Source organism: Rahnella sp. CJA17(1/100) (assembly GCF_963881615.1).
In the GTDB taxonomy this organism is placed as follows: Bacteria; Pseudomonadota; Gammaproteobacteria; order Enterobacterales; family Enterobacteriaceae; genus Rahnella; species Rahnella aceris.
Genome location: NZ_CAWOJA010000004.1, coordinates 26,911 through 45,411, shown reverse-complemented (window position 1 = coordinate 45,411; position 18,501 = coordinate 26,911). Strand labels below are relative to the sequence as shown.

17 protein-coding genes are annotated in these 18,501 nt (G+C 54.2%); 11 read left to right on the top strand and 6 right to left on the bottom strand.

Features of this window, described 5'->3' with window-relative positions:
• Positions 1–23: 23 nt before the first annotated feature.
• A complete protein-coding gene (locus tag AACU55_RS02710) occupies positions 24–554 on the bottom strand; it encodes a class IV adenylate cyclase (RefSeq protein ID WP_013574106.1) in 531 nt (176 codons plus the stop codon).
• 184 nt (positions 555–738) lie between these two features.
• Between AACU55_RS02710 and pfkB the strand changes: the two genes are divergently transcribed.
• The 3 genes from pfkB (at position 739) to AACU55_RS02695 (ending at position 3,297) form a co-directional block, all read left to right on the top strand.
• On the top strand, positions 739–1,683 hold the full coding sequence (pfkB, locus tag AACU55_RS02705) for a 6-phosphofructokinase II (RefSeq protein ID WP_037035220.1): 945 nt from the start codon (positions 739–741) through the stop codon (positions 1,681–1,683).
• Positions 1,684–1,842: 159 nt separating this feature from the next.
• Entirely contained in the window at positions 1,843–2,283 is a 441-nt protein-coding gene (locus AACU55_RS02700) for a DUF1198 domain-containing protein (RefSeq protein ID WP_013574104.1), read from the top strand.
• Positions 2,284–2,409: 126 nt separating this feature from the next.
• Positions 2,410–3,297: an AraC family transcriptional regulator gene (locus tag AACU55_RS02695; RefSeq protein WP_134706601.1), complete on the top strand. Its 888-nt coding sequence runs from the start codon at positions 2,410–2,412 to the stop codon at positions 3,295–3,297.
• A 64-nt stretch (positions 3,298–3,361) separates the two neighbouring features.
• On the opposite strand, the gene AACU55_RS02690 is transcribed toward AACU55_RS02695, so the two are convergent.
• Positions 3,362–3,697 carry a DUF2002 family protein gene (locus AACU55_RS02690; protein ID WP_013574102.1) on the bottom strand — a complete coding sequence of 112 codons (336 nt, stop codon included), beginning with the start codon at positions 3,695–3,697 and terminating at the stop codon, positions 3,362–3,364.
• Positions 3,698–3,823: 126 nt separating this feature from the next.
• Positions 3,824–5,020 carry an MFS transporter gene (locus AACU55_RS02685; RefSeq protein WP_051931030.1) on the bottom strand — a complete coding sequence of 399 codons (1,197 nt, stop codon included), beginning with the start codon at positions 5,018–5,020 and terminating at the stop codon, positions 3,824–3,826.
• A 272-nt stretch (positions 5,021–5,292) separates the two neighbouring features.
• Between AACU55_RS02685 and AACU55_RS02680 the strand changes: the two genes are divergently transcribed.
• Complete coding sequence (locus AACU55_RS02680; RefSeq protein WP_013574100.1) at positions 5,293–5,598, top strand: DUF883 family protein; 306 nt, start codon at positions 5,293–5,295, stop codon at positions 5,596–5,598.
• Positions 5,599–5,750: 152 nt separating this feature from the next.
• Here AACU55_RS02680 and mngB read toward each other — a convergent pair whose 3' ends face one another.
• Complete coding sequence (mngB, locus tag AACU55_RS02675; protein WP_134706600.1) at positions 5,751–8,378, bottom strand: mannosylglycerate hydrolase; 2,628 nt, start codon at positions 8,376–8,378, stop codon at positions 5,751–5,753.
• Between the two features lie 50 nt (positions 8,379–8,428).
• Positions 8,429–10,357, bottom strand: a complete 1,929-nt coding sequence (gene mngA, locus AACU55_RS02670; RefSeq protein ID WP_134706599.1) for a PTS 2-O-a-mannosyl-D-glycerate transporter subunit IIABC — start codon at positions 10,355–10,357, stop codon at positions 8,429–8,431.
• Positions 10,358–10,544: 187 nt separating this feature from the next.
• Here mngA and AACU55_RS02665 point away from each other — a divergent pair, with 187 nt between their 5' ends.
• The gene (locus AACU55_RS02665) at positions 10,545–11,264 is read left to right on the top strand and encodes a GntR family transcriptional regulator (RefSeq protein ID WP_134706598.1); all 720 of its coding nucleotides are present in this window, start codon (positions 10,545–10,547) and stop codon (positions 11,262–11,264) included.
• Here the strand turns inward: AACU55_RS02665 and pdxR are convergent, their stop codons facing one another.
• Positions 11,265–12,716, bottom strand: coding sequence for a MocR-like pyridoxine biosynthesis transcription factor PdxR (pdxR, locus tag AACU55_RS02660; protein WP_134706597.1), 1,452 nt, complete (start codon positions 12,714–12,716; stop codon positions 11,265–11,267). It abuts the gene before it with no gap.
• 123 nt (positions 12,717–12,839) lie between these two features.
• Here pdxR and AACU55_RS02655 point away from each other — a divergent pair, with 123 nt between their 5' ends.
• The 6 genes from AACU55_RS02655 to mgrA all read left to right on the top strand — a co-directional run bounded on the left by AACU55_RS02655 (position 12,840) and on the right by mgrA (position 18,493).
• Complete coding sequence (locus tag AACU55_RS02655) at positions 12,840–13,271, top strand: carboxymuconolactone decarboxylase family protein (RefSeq protein ID WP_013574098.1); 432 nt, start codon at positions 12,840–12,842, stop codon at positions 13,269–13,271.
• A gap of 257 nt (positions 13,272–13,528) precedes the next feature.
• Positions 13,529–13,768 carry a glutaredoxin-like protein NrdH gene (nrdH, locus tag AACU55_RS02650; RefSeq protein WP_013574097.1) on the top strand — a complete coding sequence of 80 codons (240 nt, stop codon included), beginning with the start codon at positions 13,529–13,531 and terminating at the stop codon, positions 13,766–13,768.
• 10 nt (positions 13,769–13,778) lie between these two features.
• Entirely contained in the window at positions 13,779–14,183 is a 405-nt protein-coding gene (gene nrdI, locus AACU55_RS02645; RefSeq protein ID WP_013574096.1) for a class Ib ribonucleoside-diphosphate reductase assembly flavoprotein NrdI, read from the top strand.
• Positions 14,165–16,327, top strand: a complete 2,163-nt coding sequence (gene nrdE, locus AACU55_RS02640) for a class 1b ribonucleoside-diphosphate reductase subunit alpha (RefSeq protein WP_037035229.1) — start codon at positions 14,165–14,167, stop codon at positions 16,325–16,327. The genes nrdI and nrdE overlap by 19 nt, the downstream gene beginning before the upstream one ends.
• Positions 16,328–16,348: 21 nt before the next feature.
• Positions 16,349–17,332, top strand: coding sequence for a class 1b ribonucleoside-diphosphate reductase subunit beta (gene nrdF, locus AACU55_RS02635; RefSeq protein WP_013574094.1), 984 nt, complete (start codon positions 16,349–16,351; stop codon positions 17,330–17,332).
• Between the two features lie 117 nt (positions 17,333–17,449).
• A complete protein-coding gene (mgrA, locus tag AACU55_RS02630) occupies positions 17,450–18,493 on the top strand; it encodes an L-glyceraldehyde 3-phosphate reductase (protein WP_112152331.1) in 1,044 nt (347 codons plus the stop codon).
• Positions 18,494–18,501: the final 8 nt, after the last annotated feature.

Below are 18,501 nucleotides of genomic sequence, written 5' to 3'. Positions count from 1 at the left end.
ATATGAAGGCGGTGATTATGAATTTACTCGTGAAGGTGTTTGCCTTTCGCATTCAGCAAATCCACATACGCCTGATCCACCAGTTCCTGGCGGTCAATCCCCAACCTTTCCAGTAAGTCTTCTGCAATGACAATGCCCTGCTCAGGCGTTTCATCATCCGCAAGCACAACCTCGAATTCCAGATAATCGCCCAGCCCTTTTACCCTGTCGAGATGCAGACGGGTTTGTCCGATCATAAAAAGAGTCCTCTGTTTGATGACCCGTCCGGCAGCGCCATAGGCCAGCGTCAGGGTTTCGCGCAGACTGTCAGGATCATGCGTTTCTGAAAGTGTGTAGAAGCTGGTTTTCGGTCCCGCCTTGTCAGGACGCTGATAGAAAATCAGCTCGCCGCGATCGGGCGCTAATGTGCGCAATTTCAGGCGTCCGTGCGGACACACGAAAAAAGTGTCGTCCTGCTCAATGATGTCCGGCAATCCATCAGAAAGCAGCGCGATTTTTTCATACAGCGCAGAGAAATCATCTACTCTGGCTTTGATCTCAATGTTTCTGGCCATCTTTCACTCCTTAAAAGTTCATGCGTTTTTATACTGATTCAATGAACATGGAGTGACCTTACAGTGACATTATATTGAACCGCAAGGGAGTTTGATCTCGCGCGTTAAATCGCCAATCAGGTGCTGCAAAAACAGGTCAGGATGCTAACCTGAATTCAGTTTTTGGAAAATTGAGGGAACGATAATGACCAAAATAGTCACACTCACACTGGCACCTTCGCTCGACAGTGCCACTCTCACCCCTAAGATTTACCCGGAAGGTAAATTGCGTTGTACGGCCCCTGTGTTCGAACCCGGCGGCGGCGGTATTAATGTAGCGCGTGCCATTGTTTATCTGGGCGGCCAGGCTACCGCATTATTTCCGACGGGAGGCCCGACAGGTGCACATCTGGTTCAGTTGCTGCACGACGAGGGGATCACCACAGACACGCTGGAAACCCAGGACTGGACCCGCCAGAACCTGCACGTTCACACCGAAAATACCGGCGAACAATATCGTTTCGTGATGCCGGGCGCGCGACTTACGGAGGCTGAATTCGCGGGCCTTAGCGCGAAAATCGAAAAGATCCCTGCCGGCTCAATACTGGTCATCAGCGGCAGTTTGCCACCGGGCACGCACATTACGGCACTGACAGAGTTAATCAGGAAAGCGCAGAAAGCCGGTTTACGCTGCATTCTTGACAGTTCGGGTGATGCACTGGCCGCGGGCCTGAAGCTCGGCGGGCTGGCGCTGGTCAAACCGAACCAGAATGAACTGGCCGCGCTGGTCGGGCATTCTCTGGAAAATCCGGGGGATGTTCTGGCTGCAGCTCAGCAAATTATCCGTGACGGTGGTGCTGAACGCGTGGTCGTTTCACTGGGGCCGCAGGGTGCGCTGGCCGTGGACGCGAACAGCTCATTCCAGGTTGTCCCACCGCCGGTGAAAAAAATGAGTACCGTTGGCGCAGGTGACAGCATGGTCGGCGCGATGACCCTCAAACTGGCCGAAGGGGCTGATTTACTCGACATGGTTCGCTTTGGCGTGGCCGCCGGTAGCGCGGCAACACTCAATATCGGTACGCGTCTGTGCTCGGATAAAGATACTCAGCAAATTTATCAGTATCTGTGCCAGCAAACACCGGCTCATTAGAGCCAAACCCCGCTTCGTGAAGGCTCAGCACCTTCACGAAGCGAAAATTCTTTGTCACTCCTTCACGTATTTACCCTGATTAGCAGATAAACTCGCAGCATCGGGTGTTGCATGCACCTTTCACATCACGCCAGAAAAGGCCGGAGGCCAGAGTCCAGAATGATATGGATTATGCTTGCTGCAATTGTTGTGGTTTTTATTGTGGGTTATTGGTTTATGACAGCAGATACCCGTAAAGCGAATGATTCTCTCGCCAGTCTGTTGAAAATAAAGCCGGTTTATATCGATTCCATGTTGCTGGAAATGGGCAAACGTCAGAGCCAGATGTTTATCCGCTCAATCAGCGGTGGCTATGCTGAAGAAATCCGCAAAGCTGCTTATGTTGTTTTTATTTATCAGACGTTTATTAAAGATCCCTCGGAAGAGAATATCGTCCGCTGGCGAAACATTTTAGTGCGCGCGCATCTGCCGCCACAGTTAAGCAGCGAACACGCCGAGCTGGCGCTGTTCTATTTTGCCGAACTGGATATCGAACCCTTCGAGCTGGCGCAGTTTCGCCGCGACTACAACGAAACCTATAACCAAATCCATCTGGTTTAACGTTCCGGTTCGCCTCAGAAATGGCCCTTATCCGGGCCATTTTCTTTTCTGCTGCATTGAAAAAGCAATCTCAGTCAGGACAACCCCTCATACGGCGGGCAAAGTAAACGCCACGAAGGAGAGGAAATGAATCACGACAAAAGCCAGCTTTATCAGCGACGTTTTCAGCAGGTATTTACCTTTATAGAACAGCATCTGGACAGTCCGATGACCGTGGAGCAACTAAGTGAAGTCGCCTGTTTCTCACGTTTTCACTTTCACCGGCAGTTCAGCCAGTTCTGTGGGGTCAGCGTCAGCCGCTACATCACGCTGATGCGCCTGAAACGCGCCTCGTTCCGGCTGGTACAAAACCCGCACGAGAAGGTGATTGGTATCGCGCTGGATGCCGGATTTGAAAACCCGGAGTCGTTTTCCCGTGCCTTCAGGAACACTTTTGGCCTGAGCCCCAGCGAGTTTCGCAAAAATCCTGTCTGGGTCGACTGGCATGTGCATTTTCAATTTCCCGGCAGGGAAAATCAGCAGAGGCTGGAAAATATGGAAGTCAAAATCATTGAAGTGGAACCCATGCAGGTCGCGGTGCTGGAACATCTCGGGGATCCGATGCGGGTGAGCAATACGGTCGCAACGTTTATCGAATGGCGCAAAGCTTCCGGGCTTTCGGATTACACACAGCGCGGCACTTACGGTATTCCGTATAACGATCCGATGGTCACGCCGGGCGAGGAATTCCGCTTCGATGTCTGTGGCGAACTTAACCCGCAGGCTAATGGCACCGTGCCGGAAAATTCGCAGGGAGTGATCGGCAAAACGCTGCCGGGTGGACGTTGCGCGGTGGTTCGACACGTCGGAGCGTATGACCGGATAAGTGACAGTGTTTATTATCTTTATCGCGAATGGTTGCCGCACAGCGGAGAGGAATTACGGGATTTTCCGGTTTATTTCCGCTACCTGCATCTTGATCAGGAATTACCGGAGCATGCGCAGCAAACCGATATTTTGTTGCCGCTGAAATGAGATAAAAACCTGAGGAAACAGCGCTGGTGAAATCAGCGCTGTCTGTTTCTGTTCCGTCGCCGGATTATCTGAACACGTTGTCCAGATAGCTCGCCAGGATCTGGCGTGAACTGAAACCATGGCAAATGCCATAGTAAGTTTCATTGTCGCTGGAGACATCCAGCGGGAAATTCTTGTAGGCTTCACTGCTGCGAAACGATGCTGTGGGTTCAGCAAAACGCTCACTGCGCTCTTTCAGCGCCGGGTGTATTACCAGGGCAGTCCGGCCAAACCGCGCTTCCCGGTTTACATACACATAATGCTCGCCCCGGCGGTAACCGTAAGCTTTATCATCAATAAAATCACGTTCAAACCCTGAGGTTTCTAAAACACGTGCCACTTCATCTGGCCGTAAATACATGGTTGCTCCTCGCTTCTTTAACCGCAAGGCGACCTTACCGCAATAACTCTGCCAGACAATGCGTTTATCCCCGATTTCGGCGTATTTAGGATTTATCTAAATGCCTTAACCCTGCAATTTTAAGGGCTATTCAGCAGGAGATTGCCGCGAAGTATTTACCCACAATCTGAGGGTCAGCAGCCAGGCAATCACCACCATAAATGCCGCCGCAAGATAAATAGACGGCGTCCCAAAATGCGAAATAATCAGCCCGGCTACCGGTCCGGTAATACCGAGCCCCAGATCCAGAAAGGCGGAATACAGCCCCAGCGCCGTGCCCTGATTTTGTGGCGGTACCTGTTTTACCGCTTCCACACCCAGCGCAGGGAAAATCAGCGAGAAGCCGGAACCGGTAAGAAAGGCGCCCAGTTGCACCGACAACGGATCGTGGCCCAGCCAGATCATCAGTAACCCTGCGACTTCAAACACAAAGGACACCAGTGAGACCCGCAGGCCGCCGAACCGGTTAATCATGTTGCCGAAGACGAGGCGCGCGCCGACAAATCCGAGGCTGAATAAGGTGAGCGTGAATGCCGCGCCGCTCCAGCCTTTATCAGCGTAGTAAAGGGTAATAAAGGTGGCGATAACGCCGAACCCGATGGTGCCGAATCCCAGCCCGAGGCCATACAGCCAGATGCGCCCGACCACCGCTTTGAATGCAATCCGCTTACCGGCGGTTACGGAAATCGCGGCTTTCATGCTGGCCAGTATGGCGGCAAACGCGGCAGCGACGATAATCAGTACCGCCACCCCCATCAGCCCGTAAGCATGGTTGAGTAACACGCCGAGCGGCGCACCGACGGCCATTGCGCCGTAAGTCGCCACACCATTCCAGGAAATCACGCGCGCGGTATGTTTCGCGCCTACCGCACCAATTCCCCACAGCGTGGTTCCGGTGCTGCCGAAGCTTTCACCGATACCCAGAAAGATGCGGCCAACACAGAGCATCAGCAGGCTCGCCAGCGGAAACGCCGAAAACCAAAACGCCATCGCGTAAAAAATACCGCTGATCCCGCAGCAAATAAGGCCAAAAATGACCACCCGTTTCGGGCCAAGGAGATCGGCATATCGCCCGGCGTGCGGCCGGCTGATGAGCGTCGAGAAATACTGAACACTGATCACCAGCCCCGCCAGCACCGAGTTATATCCCAGCGTGTTATGCACAAAGCCCGGCAACACCGCGAGCGGCAAACCAATGGTCAGATAAACAACGAAAGTGAACAGCATGAACGACAAAATGCGTTTGTTGAGCAGAGCGTTAGAACGCAATGTACTTAAAGACATGGGCGGACCCGAAAATGAGATCACTGAGAGTGGAATAAACAGTATAAACAGGTTTGGCCTTCAAAACGGGCTAAAAATGTTATCGGCTGTAACGTGGATTTCGTTTTGCAGAGAAATCTGAGCCGCATCACGCCAGCCCTCGTCCCGCCTGACTTCTGACACAGTGCCATGGCCTGAAAAGGTCCGAAATCATAGACATTTGTCCTTAAAGAACCATCCGGTACAACATTATGGTCTATGCTTAATACAACAGTCACACAAGGAGAGACGGAATGTTTAAGAGAACAGATAAAGTAGAAAAAAATATCGATCAGGACGTAACCCTGCTGGCGGACACGCTGGATGAAGTGCTTCAGTCTGCAGGTGATAAATCCAAGGATGAATTGGATAAAATCCGCAGCAAAGCACAGGGTGTATTGCGTGAAACCCGTGCGCGTTTCAACAGCGAAAAATTAAGTCAGCAGGCACGCGATGCGGCGGCGACTGCCAATGATTATGTGAAAGATAATCCGTGGTATGGCGTCGGTGCAGGTGCCGCAATCGGTATTGTTATCGGTGTTCTTTTGGGACGCCGCTAACGTAAAAGGCAATTTGCGATGTTTCACTCCTGTGTCGGGAATATGGCTTAAAAACCTGAAACATCCGCGTGGCTCCCTCATTGCCGCGCGATTGCTAAGAAAAGACGACGGAGCCTTCGGGCTCCGTTTTCTATTTTTGGATCCCTTTAACGTTAAAAATGAACGCGAAAACTCTTTGACTGACAGGGTTTAAACGTCCCCAGGTCACCTTTTTTATGTTGAGAAGATGCCTGCGTTTCATCCATGCGCACTTCCTGCCATCCGGTGACGACAGCGTTCACCTGCAGGCTGTCTTGCAGACTTTGCGTTTCCGACGGGTTATAAACCCGCACAATCAGCGCCTCTTCATCTTCGGCTTTTTTCAGCGCACTGAGCACCGAACCCGAAATGCATTTCTGCATCAGACTGAAGCGGGATGGCGTCTTGTTATTCGTCAGGTTTAACTTCATCGCGTCATACGGGATTTTGTTGTAAGTACGCACCGGCGTCAGGTAATCGCGCGCATGTTGCATCACGCTGGCCTGAATGTGGTCGCCGCTGAAACCAAACAGTGCAAAACGATAAACCTGTTTGCCGGGCATCTGGGAATCGGGTGTCGGCATTTTAATGCCGGAAGGACGTCCCGGACGCAGCAACAGATTTTCCTTACCCAAAACACCAACGGCACGAAACAGTGTCAGCGCAAAGGTATCGTGCCGCTCCCCCACCACTTCAAACTCGCGTAACCCTTCGGTAAACAGTGCCAGCCCCTGATGACCGTCCTGTAACGCCGCGAAACTCATCAGTTGCCACACCGGCACCGGCGCTTCTTTCCAGCCTTCTGCTTGCCAGTTTTCCATCGCCGGATCCCTTACCGGACGGGTGATACAACCAAACTGATTGTCAGCCACCACCGTCTGGCTGGCAAACGGCGTGGGGATCAGCACCCGCAGGCGGTGATCTTCAGCGTGGTTTGCCAGCGCCATTTCGATCTCAATCCGGCGGCTGTTCTTTGCCAGCGTCACGTTGATGGTCAAGGGGATTTCACTGTTGAGTGTTCGCATTGCGCGATCTTCCAGCGTACGCGGCAGCGGCATTGTCAGAGAAATGGTCGCGGTACTTTGCCACGGCTGATGCTGATAGCTGACCCCGGCCACCAGGTTGCCAGAGGTGAGCAGCCACTCATCGCGCGCCGGAGAATAGTCATATTCATCGCCATCATCCGAGCCGTTTTCCAGCTCCAGTACCTGCTGATAGCGGCGGAAAGTCTGTTTATCAAGAATATCCAGCGTACCGTTCGGGTTAACCGTCACACGGTAATAATCGTTTTCCAGCGCGTCTTCTCCCTGCGGCGCAGGCAGCAAAATCCCCGGCTGGTGCGGCGTGACGTTTAACGTCACGTAACCCATCGCAGGCAGCGTGGCACAAAGCTGAATGTCGTATTCCATAAACGGATCGTAATTGCCGTAATGCACAATTTGCCTGTCCACCAGCCCCGGGTCGATCTCCCGCGCTTCGCGGATGAAATACGGTACAACATGACCCTGGTCGTCGGTCAGGCTGAAAGAGGAGGCACGGATCCGCACGGTGGTATTGACCGTTTCCTGCCGCGGATGCAGGGAGAAGTTGAACAGCGCCAGCCGGTCAGCGGTGTGACCGTCGGGTTGCAGGTTGTCGATGATTTTGCGCATCGTGAACTGAATGAGGTTTTCGGCCATGTCGTCGGCGAGAATAAAGCGCGACATGACTTCCTGATGAACCTTGTCGCTGCAACAACAGCCGATGCTGTCGTGTGCGTGGTTCTTCATGATTTCCTTCCACATTTTTTCGATCAGGCCGTGGTGGTAATCAAAACCTAACTGCCAGGCGATGGAACACAAGGGTTCGAGCACGTTCACGATTTTGTTCTCAATCGCTGCGTTGGCTTGTTTGATGTCCATGCGGGTCGAGGAAATGGTGCGGTGAACGCGCATGTATTTGCCGTCGTTGAACTCCCCGCGCAACAGCGCCAGTTGCGGTTTGATGGCGTCGATACGTTCAAAAATGTCTTCAAAACGGCTGAGCTGGAAACTGCGTTGCGGATAGATCCGGCGCAGCATCTCCATGATGGTAAAGATATTTTGTTGTATCGGCATCTGGTCATGGCCGTTGGGCAGCAGGATATCGCCGGTCAGTGACGCGGCTTCCAGCACCGGCAAATACTTATCCAGTCGCTCGCGCAGTGCCTCTTCATCCTCTGGTAAATATTTGCCGATCGCATAACCCAGCGGCAGCACCTGCACGGTGACTTCGCTGCTGTCGTTACTCTGCCAGCGGAACTCGGTTTTATCCGTGCCGTGGCGTTCCGAGCACCCGCGCCAGAACATGGCATGTTGCAGGCCAAAACCGTTAAAGATATGCGGTAGCTGAGAAGACATGCTGAAGGAATCGGGCAGATAGCCGATTTTCATGGGTTCGCCAAACTCGCGGCAATCACGCATGCCATACAGCAGATTGCGCAGGATGGATTCGCCGCTGACCACCATCGTATCGGTTTGCGTATACCACGGGCCGATGATCAGCTTTCCGGCCTCGACCAGCGCTTTCACCCGCTGGCGGTTTTCCGGGCAAACCGCAAAATAATCTTCGAGGATCGCCGTTTGTCCGTCCATCACGTAGAACGGATAGTCAGCGTCATTTTCCAGACGAACGAGGATCTCCGCCATGTTATTGACCAGCAGGATCCGCGAGGCTTCCGTCGTGAAATACCATTCGCGATCCCAGTGCATATGCGGGGTCAGATGAACGCGGGAAACAGTCATAAAATCATTCCTTTCAAGCCCAACAGGGCACAATGTGAGTTAACCCAAAATTAAGAAGAAGGGATGTCTACGGTGAAATGTCCCTGTCGTACTGCATAGCCGCGCCAGCTCAGCAGAACCAGTGTAGAGATCACCGTGCCCGCCAGCGCCGCGCCCAGCCAGATGGCTGCCGACAGCCAGCCGCCTAATCCGCCGTCGTGCAGCAGGAACATGGAGAAAATGCCCGCGCCCGGCGTGGAAAGGCCGATCCCGGCCGCACCGACGATCGCACCAGTGACAACTGATCCCGCCAGGAAGGAGCCGATAACACGCAGCGGATCTTCAATCGCCATCGGGATCGCGCCCTCGGTGATCCCCGCCAGGCCCAGCAGCCAGGTGGATTTACCGGTTTCGATTTCAAACGATTTAAACAGGTGTGGCGCCAGCAGGGTTGAGGCGGTCACGGTAAATGCCGAGACCATTTTGGTCGCACCGAAAATGGCGTAAGGGCCGTACACGCCGTTTGCCATCGCGCCCAGACAAAACGCATAAGCGGCTTTGTTGACCGGCCCGCCCAGATCGAAGGAGCACATAAAGGCAATCAGTGCGCCAAGCACAAGTGCATTGCTGCCGGATAATCCGTTCAGCCATGCGGTCAGGCTGGTATTGAGCCACGCCACCGGTTCGCCGATGATGAACAGCATGATGCTGCCGGTGACCAGCGTGCCGAGCACCGGATAGAGGTAAAACATCAGGAAACCGTTGAAGCTGGCGCTCAGGCGGAGATGCTTTTTCATCCAGCGCATGACGTAACCGGCAATCAGCCCGCCCGCCACGCCACCGAGAAACCCCGCGCCGATCATGTTGGCGCACAGTCCGGCGGCGAAGCCTGGCGTCAGCGCCGGTTTATCCGCCAGCGAATACGCGGTATAGGCCGACAACACCGGCACCATCAGAATACCCAACATGCCGCCGCCAAGCTGGCGGTACATCCACAGCCACGACTCTTTTTGCGCGTAAATTTCCTGCCAGCCAAACAGTTGTGCGATCAGCACGGTCACCGCCAGCAACGAACCACCGGCCACAATCAGCGGTACAGCAAAGGAAATCCCGCTCAGCAATGCCTGTTTTAAATCTGCCCTGATGCTGGTTTTCTGCGGTTTAACCGGCGCTGATGTCACGGTTTCACCGGGTTGACGCTGTATCGCCAGCGCCTGCTGCAGCACCGCTTCGGCGCGACGAATGGGTTCCGCCACCGGTACCTGGACGCGCGGGATCCCGTCAAAGCGCTGACTGTCTTTGACTGCCACTTCAGCGGCAAAAACGCAGGCCACGGCGCGGTCACACTGCGCGGCAGTGATCGGATCCTCAATGCCGCTGGCGCCCTGCTTTTCAACATGAATGCGGATGCCTAATTTTTTGGCCGCTTTTTCCAGATATTCTGCCGCCATATAAGTGTGCGCGATGCCTGCCGGACAGGCGGTCACGCAGACCACCAGCGGCACATCGTCTGGCAAGGCCTGAGGATCCCGGCTTTCCGGCGCAGGTTCCGCGCCCAGTAATGCCAGCACGTCCTGCGCATTACGCGCCGCCAGCAACGCAGCACGCGTCTCATCATCCACCAGCCGCGTGGTCAGTGCCGTCAGTAACTGCATGTGAGTCGATCCCGCTTCCGCTTCAGGGATCGCCAGCAGGAAGATCATATTCACCGGCTCATCGCCATCCACACCCTGCCATAACAGCGGATGCTCCAGCGTTGCCAGCGCAAAAGCGGCGCGCCTCACGCAGGCCGATTTACCGTGCGGTACGGCCAGCCCTTCGCCCAGCGCGGTCGGACCTTCGTTTTCTCGTTCAGTCACTGCGTGCAGGAACGCCTGTGCATTGTCGAGGATCCCCTGCTGATCGAGCTGGCGAACGAGAAAGTCGATCGCCTGCTCACGGCTGGAAAAACGGGTATTGAGGTGTAACAGGTCGGGAGAGGTCAGTGATGTGAGATCCATAAGTTGTCCTGTCTTAATCGATGTAAAATCAATATTTGTATTACAGTTGTATTATATTTGTATTAAACACTAACTCCACCCAGGATGAATGTGATCCGGATAGAAGATCTTTCGTTCCGTTGTATTGTTTTTGCAGGGTCTGCGAACTGCTACACTCGTCAGAAAGTGCCAGACAGGAATCTGAAACGTGAGTAATCAGCCGCTTTACCGCCAGATCGCTTCGCAAATCCGCGATCAGATCCAGCGCGGAGAAATCAAAACAGGCGATGCGCTGCCGACAGAATTGCGTCTGCGCGAGCAGTTTGGCGTCAGTCGTGTGACGGTACGCCAGGCGATTAAGTTGCTGGTCGAACAGGATGTACTGGAAAGCGTGCAGGGCAGCGGGACTTACGTGAAGGAACCGAAGGTCAATTACGATATTTATCAGCTGACCAGTTTTGATGAAAAGTTACAGCCGCTGGATATGCCGTCGCACAGTGAGGTTCTGGCGTTCTCCGTCGTGAAGCCACCGATGGGTATCGCCGAAGCACTGGCATTATCTGAACAGGCGCGGGTGTATTACATCAAGCGGTTGCGCTTTATTGTCAGTAAGCCGGTGACGCTGGAAGAAACCTGGATGCCGCTGGATTTGTTCCCCGATCTGACCTACGAAGTGATGCAGGGGTCGAAATATGCCTGGATGGAGCAGACCAAGCATCTGGTGATTGACCGCAGCGAGCAGGAAATTATCCCGCTGATGCCGAACAAAGAGATGGTGTCACTGCTGGGTGTGGCCGCAGATCAGCCGATTTTGCAGAAGATCTCGAAGGGTTTTCTGGCGGACGGTACGGTGTTTGAATTCAGCCGCAATACCTTCCGCACCGATGATTATAAATTCACGCTGGTCGCGCGGCGGATGCCGCACTGATCAGCGGCTGTTTTCAAGCACTGCCGCCAGCCGCCGCACCAGCCCGTCCGCCTGTTGCTGCGAACTGATATTCACAAATCCCATCAACAGGCCGTTCGGACGTAAAACCTCGCCCCTCACGTGGCGCTCAACCTGCCAGTCGGACAGCGCCTGCACTGCCAGCCCCTGTTCACGGGCATTTGTGGCGATCCGCGCATCATCCAGCGCGGCATTCAGTGTGGTGCAAAGCTGGATCCCGCCGACCTGCTGGCTCACACGTAATATGTCCGCCGGAAACGCCGCCGTCAGCGCATTTTCCAGATAGCCGCGCCGCTCAGCGTAAAGCTGACGCATCCGTTTCAGATGCCGGTAGAAATGCCCCTGCTCGATAAATTCCGCGATACTGCTTTGCACCAGAGGCGGCGTTCCGCAAATTCGCAGCGGGCAATACGCTTCGATTTTTTCCACCAGGCTGTCCGGCACCACGACATATCCACAGCGAAGCGCCGGAAACATCACTTTGCTGAATGTTCCCGCGTAAATCACCCTTCCCTGCGTATCGAGGCTTTTCAGCGAAGGCAAAGGCTGGCCGTGATAGCGGAACTCGCTGTCGTAATCATCTTCGATAATCCACGCCTGTTGCTGCGCTGCCCAATCCAGCAAGGCCATACGCCGCGCTAAACTCATGGTCACACCGGTCGGACTTTGATGAGCGGGCGTCACCACGGCAAATCGTGCGTTCGCAAACTGCGCCACCGCCTGCGGAACATTCATGCCTTCATCATCAACATTCACCGCCATCGGCGTGGCACCGGCGGCACGGAAAAATGCCTGCGTGACCGGATAACCCGGGTCTTCCAGCCAGACGCCGTCGCCCGGTTGCAGCAGGCTGCCGATGATCAAATCCAGCACCGGCGCATAGCCGCCGCAAATAAATATCTGTTCAGGACGGCAGGTAAATCCGCGGGAAAGTTGCAGATAACGGGCAACGGCGTGGCGTAAAACGTCCGTGCCTGCCAGCGGCGGATGGCCTAAGTCATTCATGCTGGTGTGACGAATTTGCCGTGAAACAATGCGCGACCAGATCGCACGCGGGAACGCATCCAGTGCCGGAAGCCCGAGCTGGAAAGGCAGGGAAGAAACGGAAGGCAACATCGGGTTGACGGGTTTACGCCCGGCATCTTCTCTGACCGGCGAGGGTGCGGGCGCGGATAAACTTTCCGGCGCGCTGACCACCGTTCCGGCCTGTCCGCGGCTTTGCAGAAAGCCTTCCGCCATCAGCAAGCCATAGGCATTTTCAACCGTGGCGCGTGCCACGCCGAGTTCGCTGGCCAGAGCCCGCACCGACGGCACACGGCTGCCGCGTTTAAGCTGTCCTGCCATGATCGCCTGTTTCACCCGCTGATAAATCTGCCGGTAAAGCGGTGCTTTGTGTCGGGGATCGAGATGAAAGGCAAGGTCGAAGCGGTTCATTCATGACCTGCTTAAAGAGACATTTTATGGCCCTGTAGTATAGACCATACGCAGCGTAAAGTAGCGGTCATTGAGACGCACCCTGCGTCGCTGTTTAGCCCGAAACGCCCAGAGGAAATCATCATGACTGCACTTCGCCTGCCTTACTATTCCCTGTCTTCTTCGGTGATGGAACCGATGAAAGCCGCGCTCGGCGCACTGGAAAACGGTCCGCTGGATAACGTGATTATCGAGCTGGCGTTCCTGCGTGTGTCACAAATTAACGGCTGCGCCTATTGCCTGGATATGCATTCCAAAGCGTTGCGTAAAATGGAAGTCGCGCAGACCAAACTGGATCAGCTGGCGGGCTGGCAGGTCAGCCACGTGTATTCTGAGCGTGAACGTGCCGCGCTGGCGTGGGCCGAATCACTGACATTCGTTGCCGCTACCGGCGCACCGGACAACGCCTTTGAGCCGCTGAAAGCGCAATTCAGCGACGTGGAAATCTCGGAACTGACCTTCGCCATCGGTCTGATGAATGCGTTTAACCGCCTCGCGGTGGGTATGCGCCAGTAATTTGACCGCTTAAAAATTGAACTAAAAAAAGTTTTTCCTCGCCAGCCCGCTTCCTGCGGGCTTTGCCGCTTTTGCAATAAGCAAATTTAGAAAATCTACATATTGTGTGGTTGAAAATCCAAATCACTACATCTAGTATTTAGTTCATCGGGACGCCACGATGGCACCGACTCTCGCGCCTTTCCCCCGGCTGAAGCAGCCGCACAGCGGGAAGGCAAAAATTGTCTCTGATTTCTTACAAGATGGAAATACGAATCATGAGCATTATTATTTACAGTAAACCAGACTGTGTCCAGTGCAACGCGACCTACCGTGCATTAGATAAACAAGGCATCGCTTACGAAGTTGTGGATTTGACTCAGGATGAGCAGGCGCTCGGCCAGGTTCGTGCGATGGGCTACCAGCAGGTTCCGGTGATTGTGGCCGGTGACGATCACTGGTCTGGTTTCCGTCCGGACAAAATCAGCGCCCTGCGCCAGCTCCAGAACGCGTTCTGAGGGCCGGCGGATGAATCCGTTGGTCTATTTTTCCAGCAGTTCAGAAAACACCCATCGTTTCGTCGGCAGAACAGGATTGCCGGCGATCCGTATCCCGGTAGATCGTCAGCCTGAAAAATTGCGTGTGGACTTACCGTATATTCTGGTGGTGCCGAGCTACGGCGGCGGTTCGGCCAAAGGCGCGGTGCCGACACAAGTGATCCGTTTTCTGAACGACGAACATAACCGCTCACTCATCCGCGGCGTTATCGCCGCCGGAAACACCAACTTCGGCGCAGCGTATTGTATTGCCGGCGATATTATTTCCCAAAAGTGTCAGGTGCCTTACCTGTACCGTTTTGAGTTGCTGGGAACGCCGGAAGACGTTGCAAAGGTCAGACAGGGAGTAACAGAATTTTGGCAGCGACAGAACTAGCAATCACCGACCCCGGCACCCGCGGCCCGGACTATCACGCGCTTAATGCGATGCTGAATCTGTTCGATGCTAACGGCCAGATCCAGTTTGATAAAGACCGCCTGGCCGCGCGCCAATACTTCCTGCAACACGTCAATCAGAACACGGTGTTTTTCCACAATCTGGCGGAGAAACTGCGTTATCTGGTGGAAGAAGGCTATTACGAAGCCAGCGTGCTGGATCAGTACGCGTTTGACGATATTAAAGCGTTATTCAAACAGGCTTACGCCAAAAAATTCCGCTTCCAGACGTTTCTGGGCGCGTTCAAGTATTACACCAGCTACACGCTGAAAACCTTCGACGGCAAACGCTACCTTGAACGTTATGAAGATCGCGTGTGCATGGTGGCATTGACGCTGGCGCGCGGCGATATCCAGCTCGCTGGCCATTTTGTTGATGAGATCATCTCCGGCCGTTTCCAGCCTGCCACGCCGACGTTCCTCAACTGCGGCAAAAAACAGCGCGGTGAGCTGGTGTCGTGCTTCCTGCTGCGCATTGAAGACAACATGGAATCCATCGGTCGCTCGGTGAACTCGGCGCTGCAGCTTTCCAAACGCGGCGGCGGTGTGGCGTTTATGCTGACCAACATCCGTGAAGTGGGCGCGCCGATTAAGCGCATCGAAAATCAGTCTTCCGGTGTCATTCCGATCATGAAAATGCTGGAAGATGCCTTCTCTTACGCCAACCAGCTCGGTGCGCGTCAGGGCGCGGGGGCGGTCTATCTGAACGCTCATCACCCGGATATTCTGCGTTTCCTCGATACCAAACGCGAAAACGCCGACGAAAAAATTCGTATTAAAACGCTGTCGCTGGGCGTGGTTATTCCGGATATCACGTTCGAACTGGCGAAGAATAATGAAGATATGTACCTGTTCTCGCCGTATCACGTCGAGAAAGTGTACGGCGTACCGATGTCTGAAATCAGCATCAGCGAGAAGTATCGCGAGATGGTGAATGACAAACGCATTCATAAAAGCAAAATCAACGCGCGTGAATTCTTCCAGGTGCTGGCGGAAATTCAGTTCGAATCCGGCTACCCGTACATGATGTTTGAAGACACGGTTAACCGCGCCAATCCGATCAAAGGTCGCATTAACATGAGTAACCTGTGTTCGGAGATTTTGCAGGTGAATTCGCCGACGATCTACGGTGAAGACCTGTCTTATCAGGAAACTGGCAAAGACATTTCCTGTAACCTCGGTTCGCTGAATATCGCTTCGGCGATGGATTCACCGGATTTCGGCAATACTGTCGAAATGGCGGTTCGTGCGCTGACGGCGGTGTCTGACATGAGCCACATCCGCTCAGTGCCATCTATTGATCAGGGGAATCAGGATTCGCACGCCATCGGCCTCGGCCAGATGAATTTGCACGGTTACCTGTGTCGCGAGCGTATTTACTACGGTTCGGAAGAAGGTCTGGATTTCACCAATATCTATTTCTGCACCGTGGCTTTCCACGCGATCCGCGCCTCGAACCAGATCGCCATCGAGCGCCAGCAGTCGTTTAAAGGCTTCAGCGATTCCACCTACGCCAGCGGCGCGTATTTCGACAAATATGTCGATGACGCACTGGCGGCAAAATGGCAGCCGAAAACCGGGCGCGTGCGCGAACTGTTTGCAGATGCCGGTATTGCCATTCCGACCACCGCAGACTGGGCGGCGCTGAAAGCCTCCGTGATGCAGCATGGCCTGTATAACCAGAATTTACAGGCGGTGCCGCCCACCGGTTCTATTTCCTACATCAATAATTCGACGTCGAGTATTCATCCGATTGTGTCCCGCGTAGAAATCCGCAAAGAGGGCAAAATTGGCCGTGTGTATTATCCGGCGGCGTTTATGACCAACGACAATCTGGATTACTACCAGGATGCCTATGAAATCGGCCCGGAAAAAATCATTGATACTTACGCCGAAGCCACGCAGCACGTCGATCAGGGGTTGTCGCTGACGCTGTTCTTCCGCGATACCGCCACCACGCGCGACATCAATAAAGCGCAGATTTACGCCTGGCGCAAAGGCATCAAAACCATTTATTACATCCGTCTGCGCCAGATGGCGCTGGAAGGCACCGAAGTTCAGGGCTGCGTTTCCTGCACGCTGTAACCGACTGAAAGGATTTAAAAGATGAGCGCAGTAAAACAATTGTTAGTGCCACAGCCGGTCAGCAAAGCCATTAACTGGAACAAAATCCAGGACGATAAAGATCTGGAAGTGTGGAACCGCCTGACGTCGAATTTCTGGTTGCCGGAAAAGGTGCCTTTGTCGAACGATATTCCGTCCTGGGCGACGCTCAGCGCAAAAGAGAAACAGTTGACGATCCGCGTGTTTACTGGCCTGACGCTGCTGGATACCGTGCAAAACGTGGTCGGCGCACCGACGCTAATGAAGGACGCGGTGACACCGCACGAAGAAGCGGTTTACTCGAATATCTGCTTTATGGAAGCGGTGCATGCGCGTTCTTACAGTTCGATTTTCTCGACGCTGTGCGCCACCGTGGACGTGGATGAAGCCTACCGCTGGAGCGAGGAAAATGTCGCGCTGCAAAACAAAGCCGCGATCATTTTGTCGTATTACGACGGCGAAGATCCGCTGATGAAGAAAGTCGCCAGCGTGTTCCTCGAATCGTTCCTGTTCTATTCCGGTTTCTATCTGCCGATGTACTGGTCGAGCCGCGCCAAGCTGACCAACACCGCCGATCTGATCCGTCTGATCATCCGCGATGAAGCGGTTCACGGTTACTACATCGGCTATAAATTCCAGAAAGCGCTGGCGCTGGAAAGCGAAGAGCGTCAGCGTCAGATCAAGGAGCAGGCGTTTGATCTGATTCAGGATTTGTACGATAACGAGATCCGCTACACCGAAGAACTGTACGACGGTGTGGGCTGGAGCGAAGACGTGAAGAAATTCCTGCACTACAACGCCAACAAAGCGCTGATGAACCTCGGCTACGAAGCCCTGTTCCCGGCCAGCATGGCGGATGTGAATCCGGCGATCCTTTCCGCATTATCGCCAAACGCCGACGAAAACCATGACTTCTTCTCCGGATCCGGTTCGTCGTATGTGATCGGCAAAGCCGTCAACACCGAAGACGAGGACTGGGATTTCTAAACAGCTCCTTCCCCTCGTGAGAGGGGAAGGAGGAAAACGGATGTTGCCGTTATTTTTCTCAGCGTTAGTATAGAAACAGTGTTTCAAAACCCTACGCGATCAGAAAAAGGAAACATCATGACGCCCTATCAAGCCTCATCCTCCCGTTACGAAACCATGCAATTCCGCCGTTGCGGTCAGAGCGGTTTACAACTCCCTGCCCTTTCTCTTGGCCTGTGGCACAGCTTCGGCCATGTCAGTCCGCTGGAATCCCAGCGTGCATTGCTGCAAAAAGCCTTCGATTTAGGCATCACCCATTTTGATCTGGCGAATAACTACGGCCCGCCTCCGGGCTCTGCGGAAGAAAATTTTGGCCGTTTGCTGAAGCAGGACTTCGCGCCATATCGCGATGAACTGATCATCTCTACCAAAGCCGGTTACGACATGTGGCCAGGACCGTACGGTTCCGGCGGCTCGCGCAAATATCTGCTCGCCAGTCTGGATCAGAGCCTGCAACGCATGGGGCTGGATTACGTCGATATCTTCTACTCGCACCGGGTGGATGAAGAAACGCCGATGGAAGAAACCGCGGCGGCGCTGGCTTATGCGGTGCAAAGCGGTAAGGCGCTATACGTCGGAATTTCTTCGTATTCGCCGGAACGTACCCAGATCATGGCGGAGTTACTGCGCGAGCTGAAAGTACCGCTGCTGATCCATCAGCCGTCATACAATCTGCTGAACCGCTGGGTGGATAAGAGTGGTTTGCTGGATACGCTGGACCAAAATGGCGCAGGTTGCATCGCCTTTACGCCGCTGGCGCAGGGGTTGCTGACCGGCAAGTATCTCAACGGCATCCCTGACGGCTCGCGCATGCAGGTGGAAGGGAATAAGGTGCGCGGGCTGAACGCCAAGATGCTGACAGAAGATAACCTGAACAGCCTGCGGTTGCTCAATGAGATGGCGCAGCAGCGCGGACAGACCATGGCGCAGATGGCGCTGAGCTGGCTGCTGAAAGACGATCGCGTGACGTCGGTGCTGATTGGCGCCAGCCGTCCGGAGCAACTGGATGAAAACGTGAAAGCGCTGGATAATCTGCGCTTCACCGCTGAAGAACTGACAGCGATTGATAAGCATGTGGCGGATGGTCAGCTGAATCTTTGGCAGGCTTCGTCAGATAAATAACCATCCAA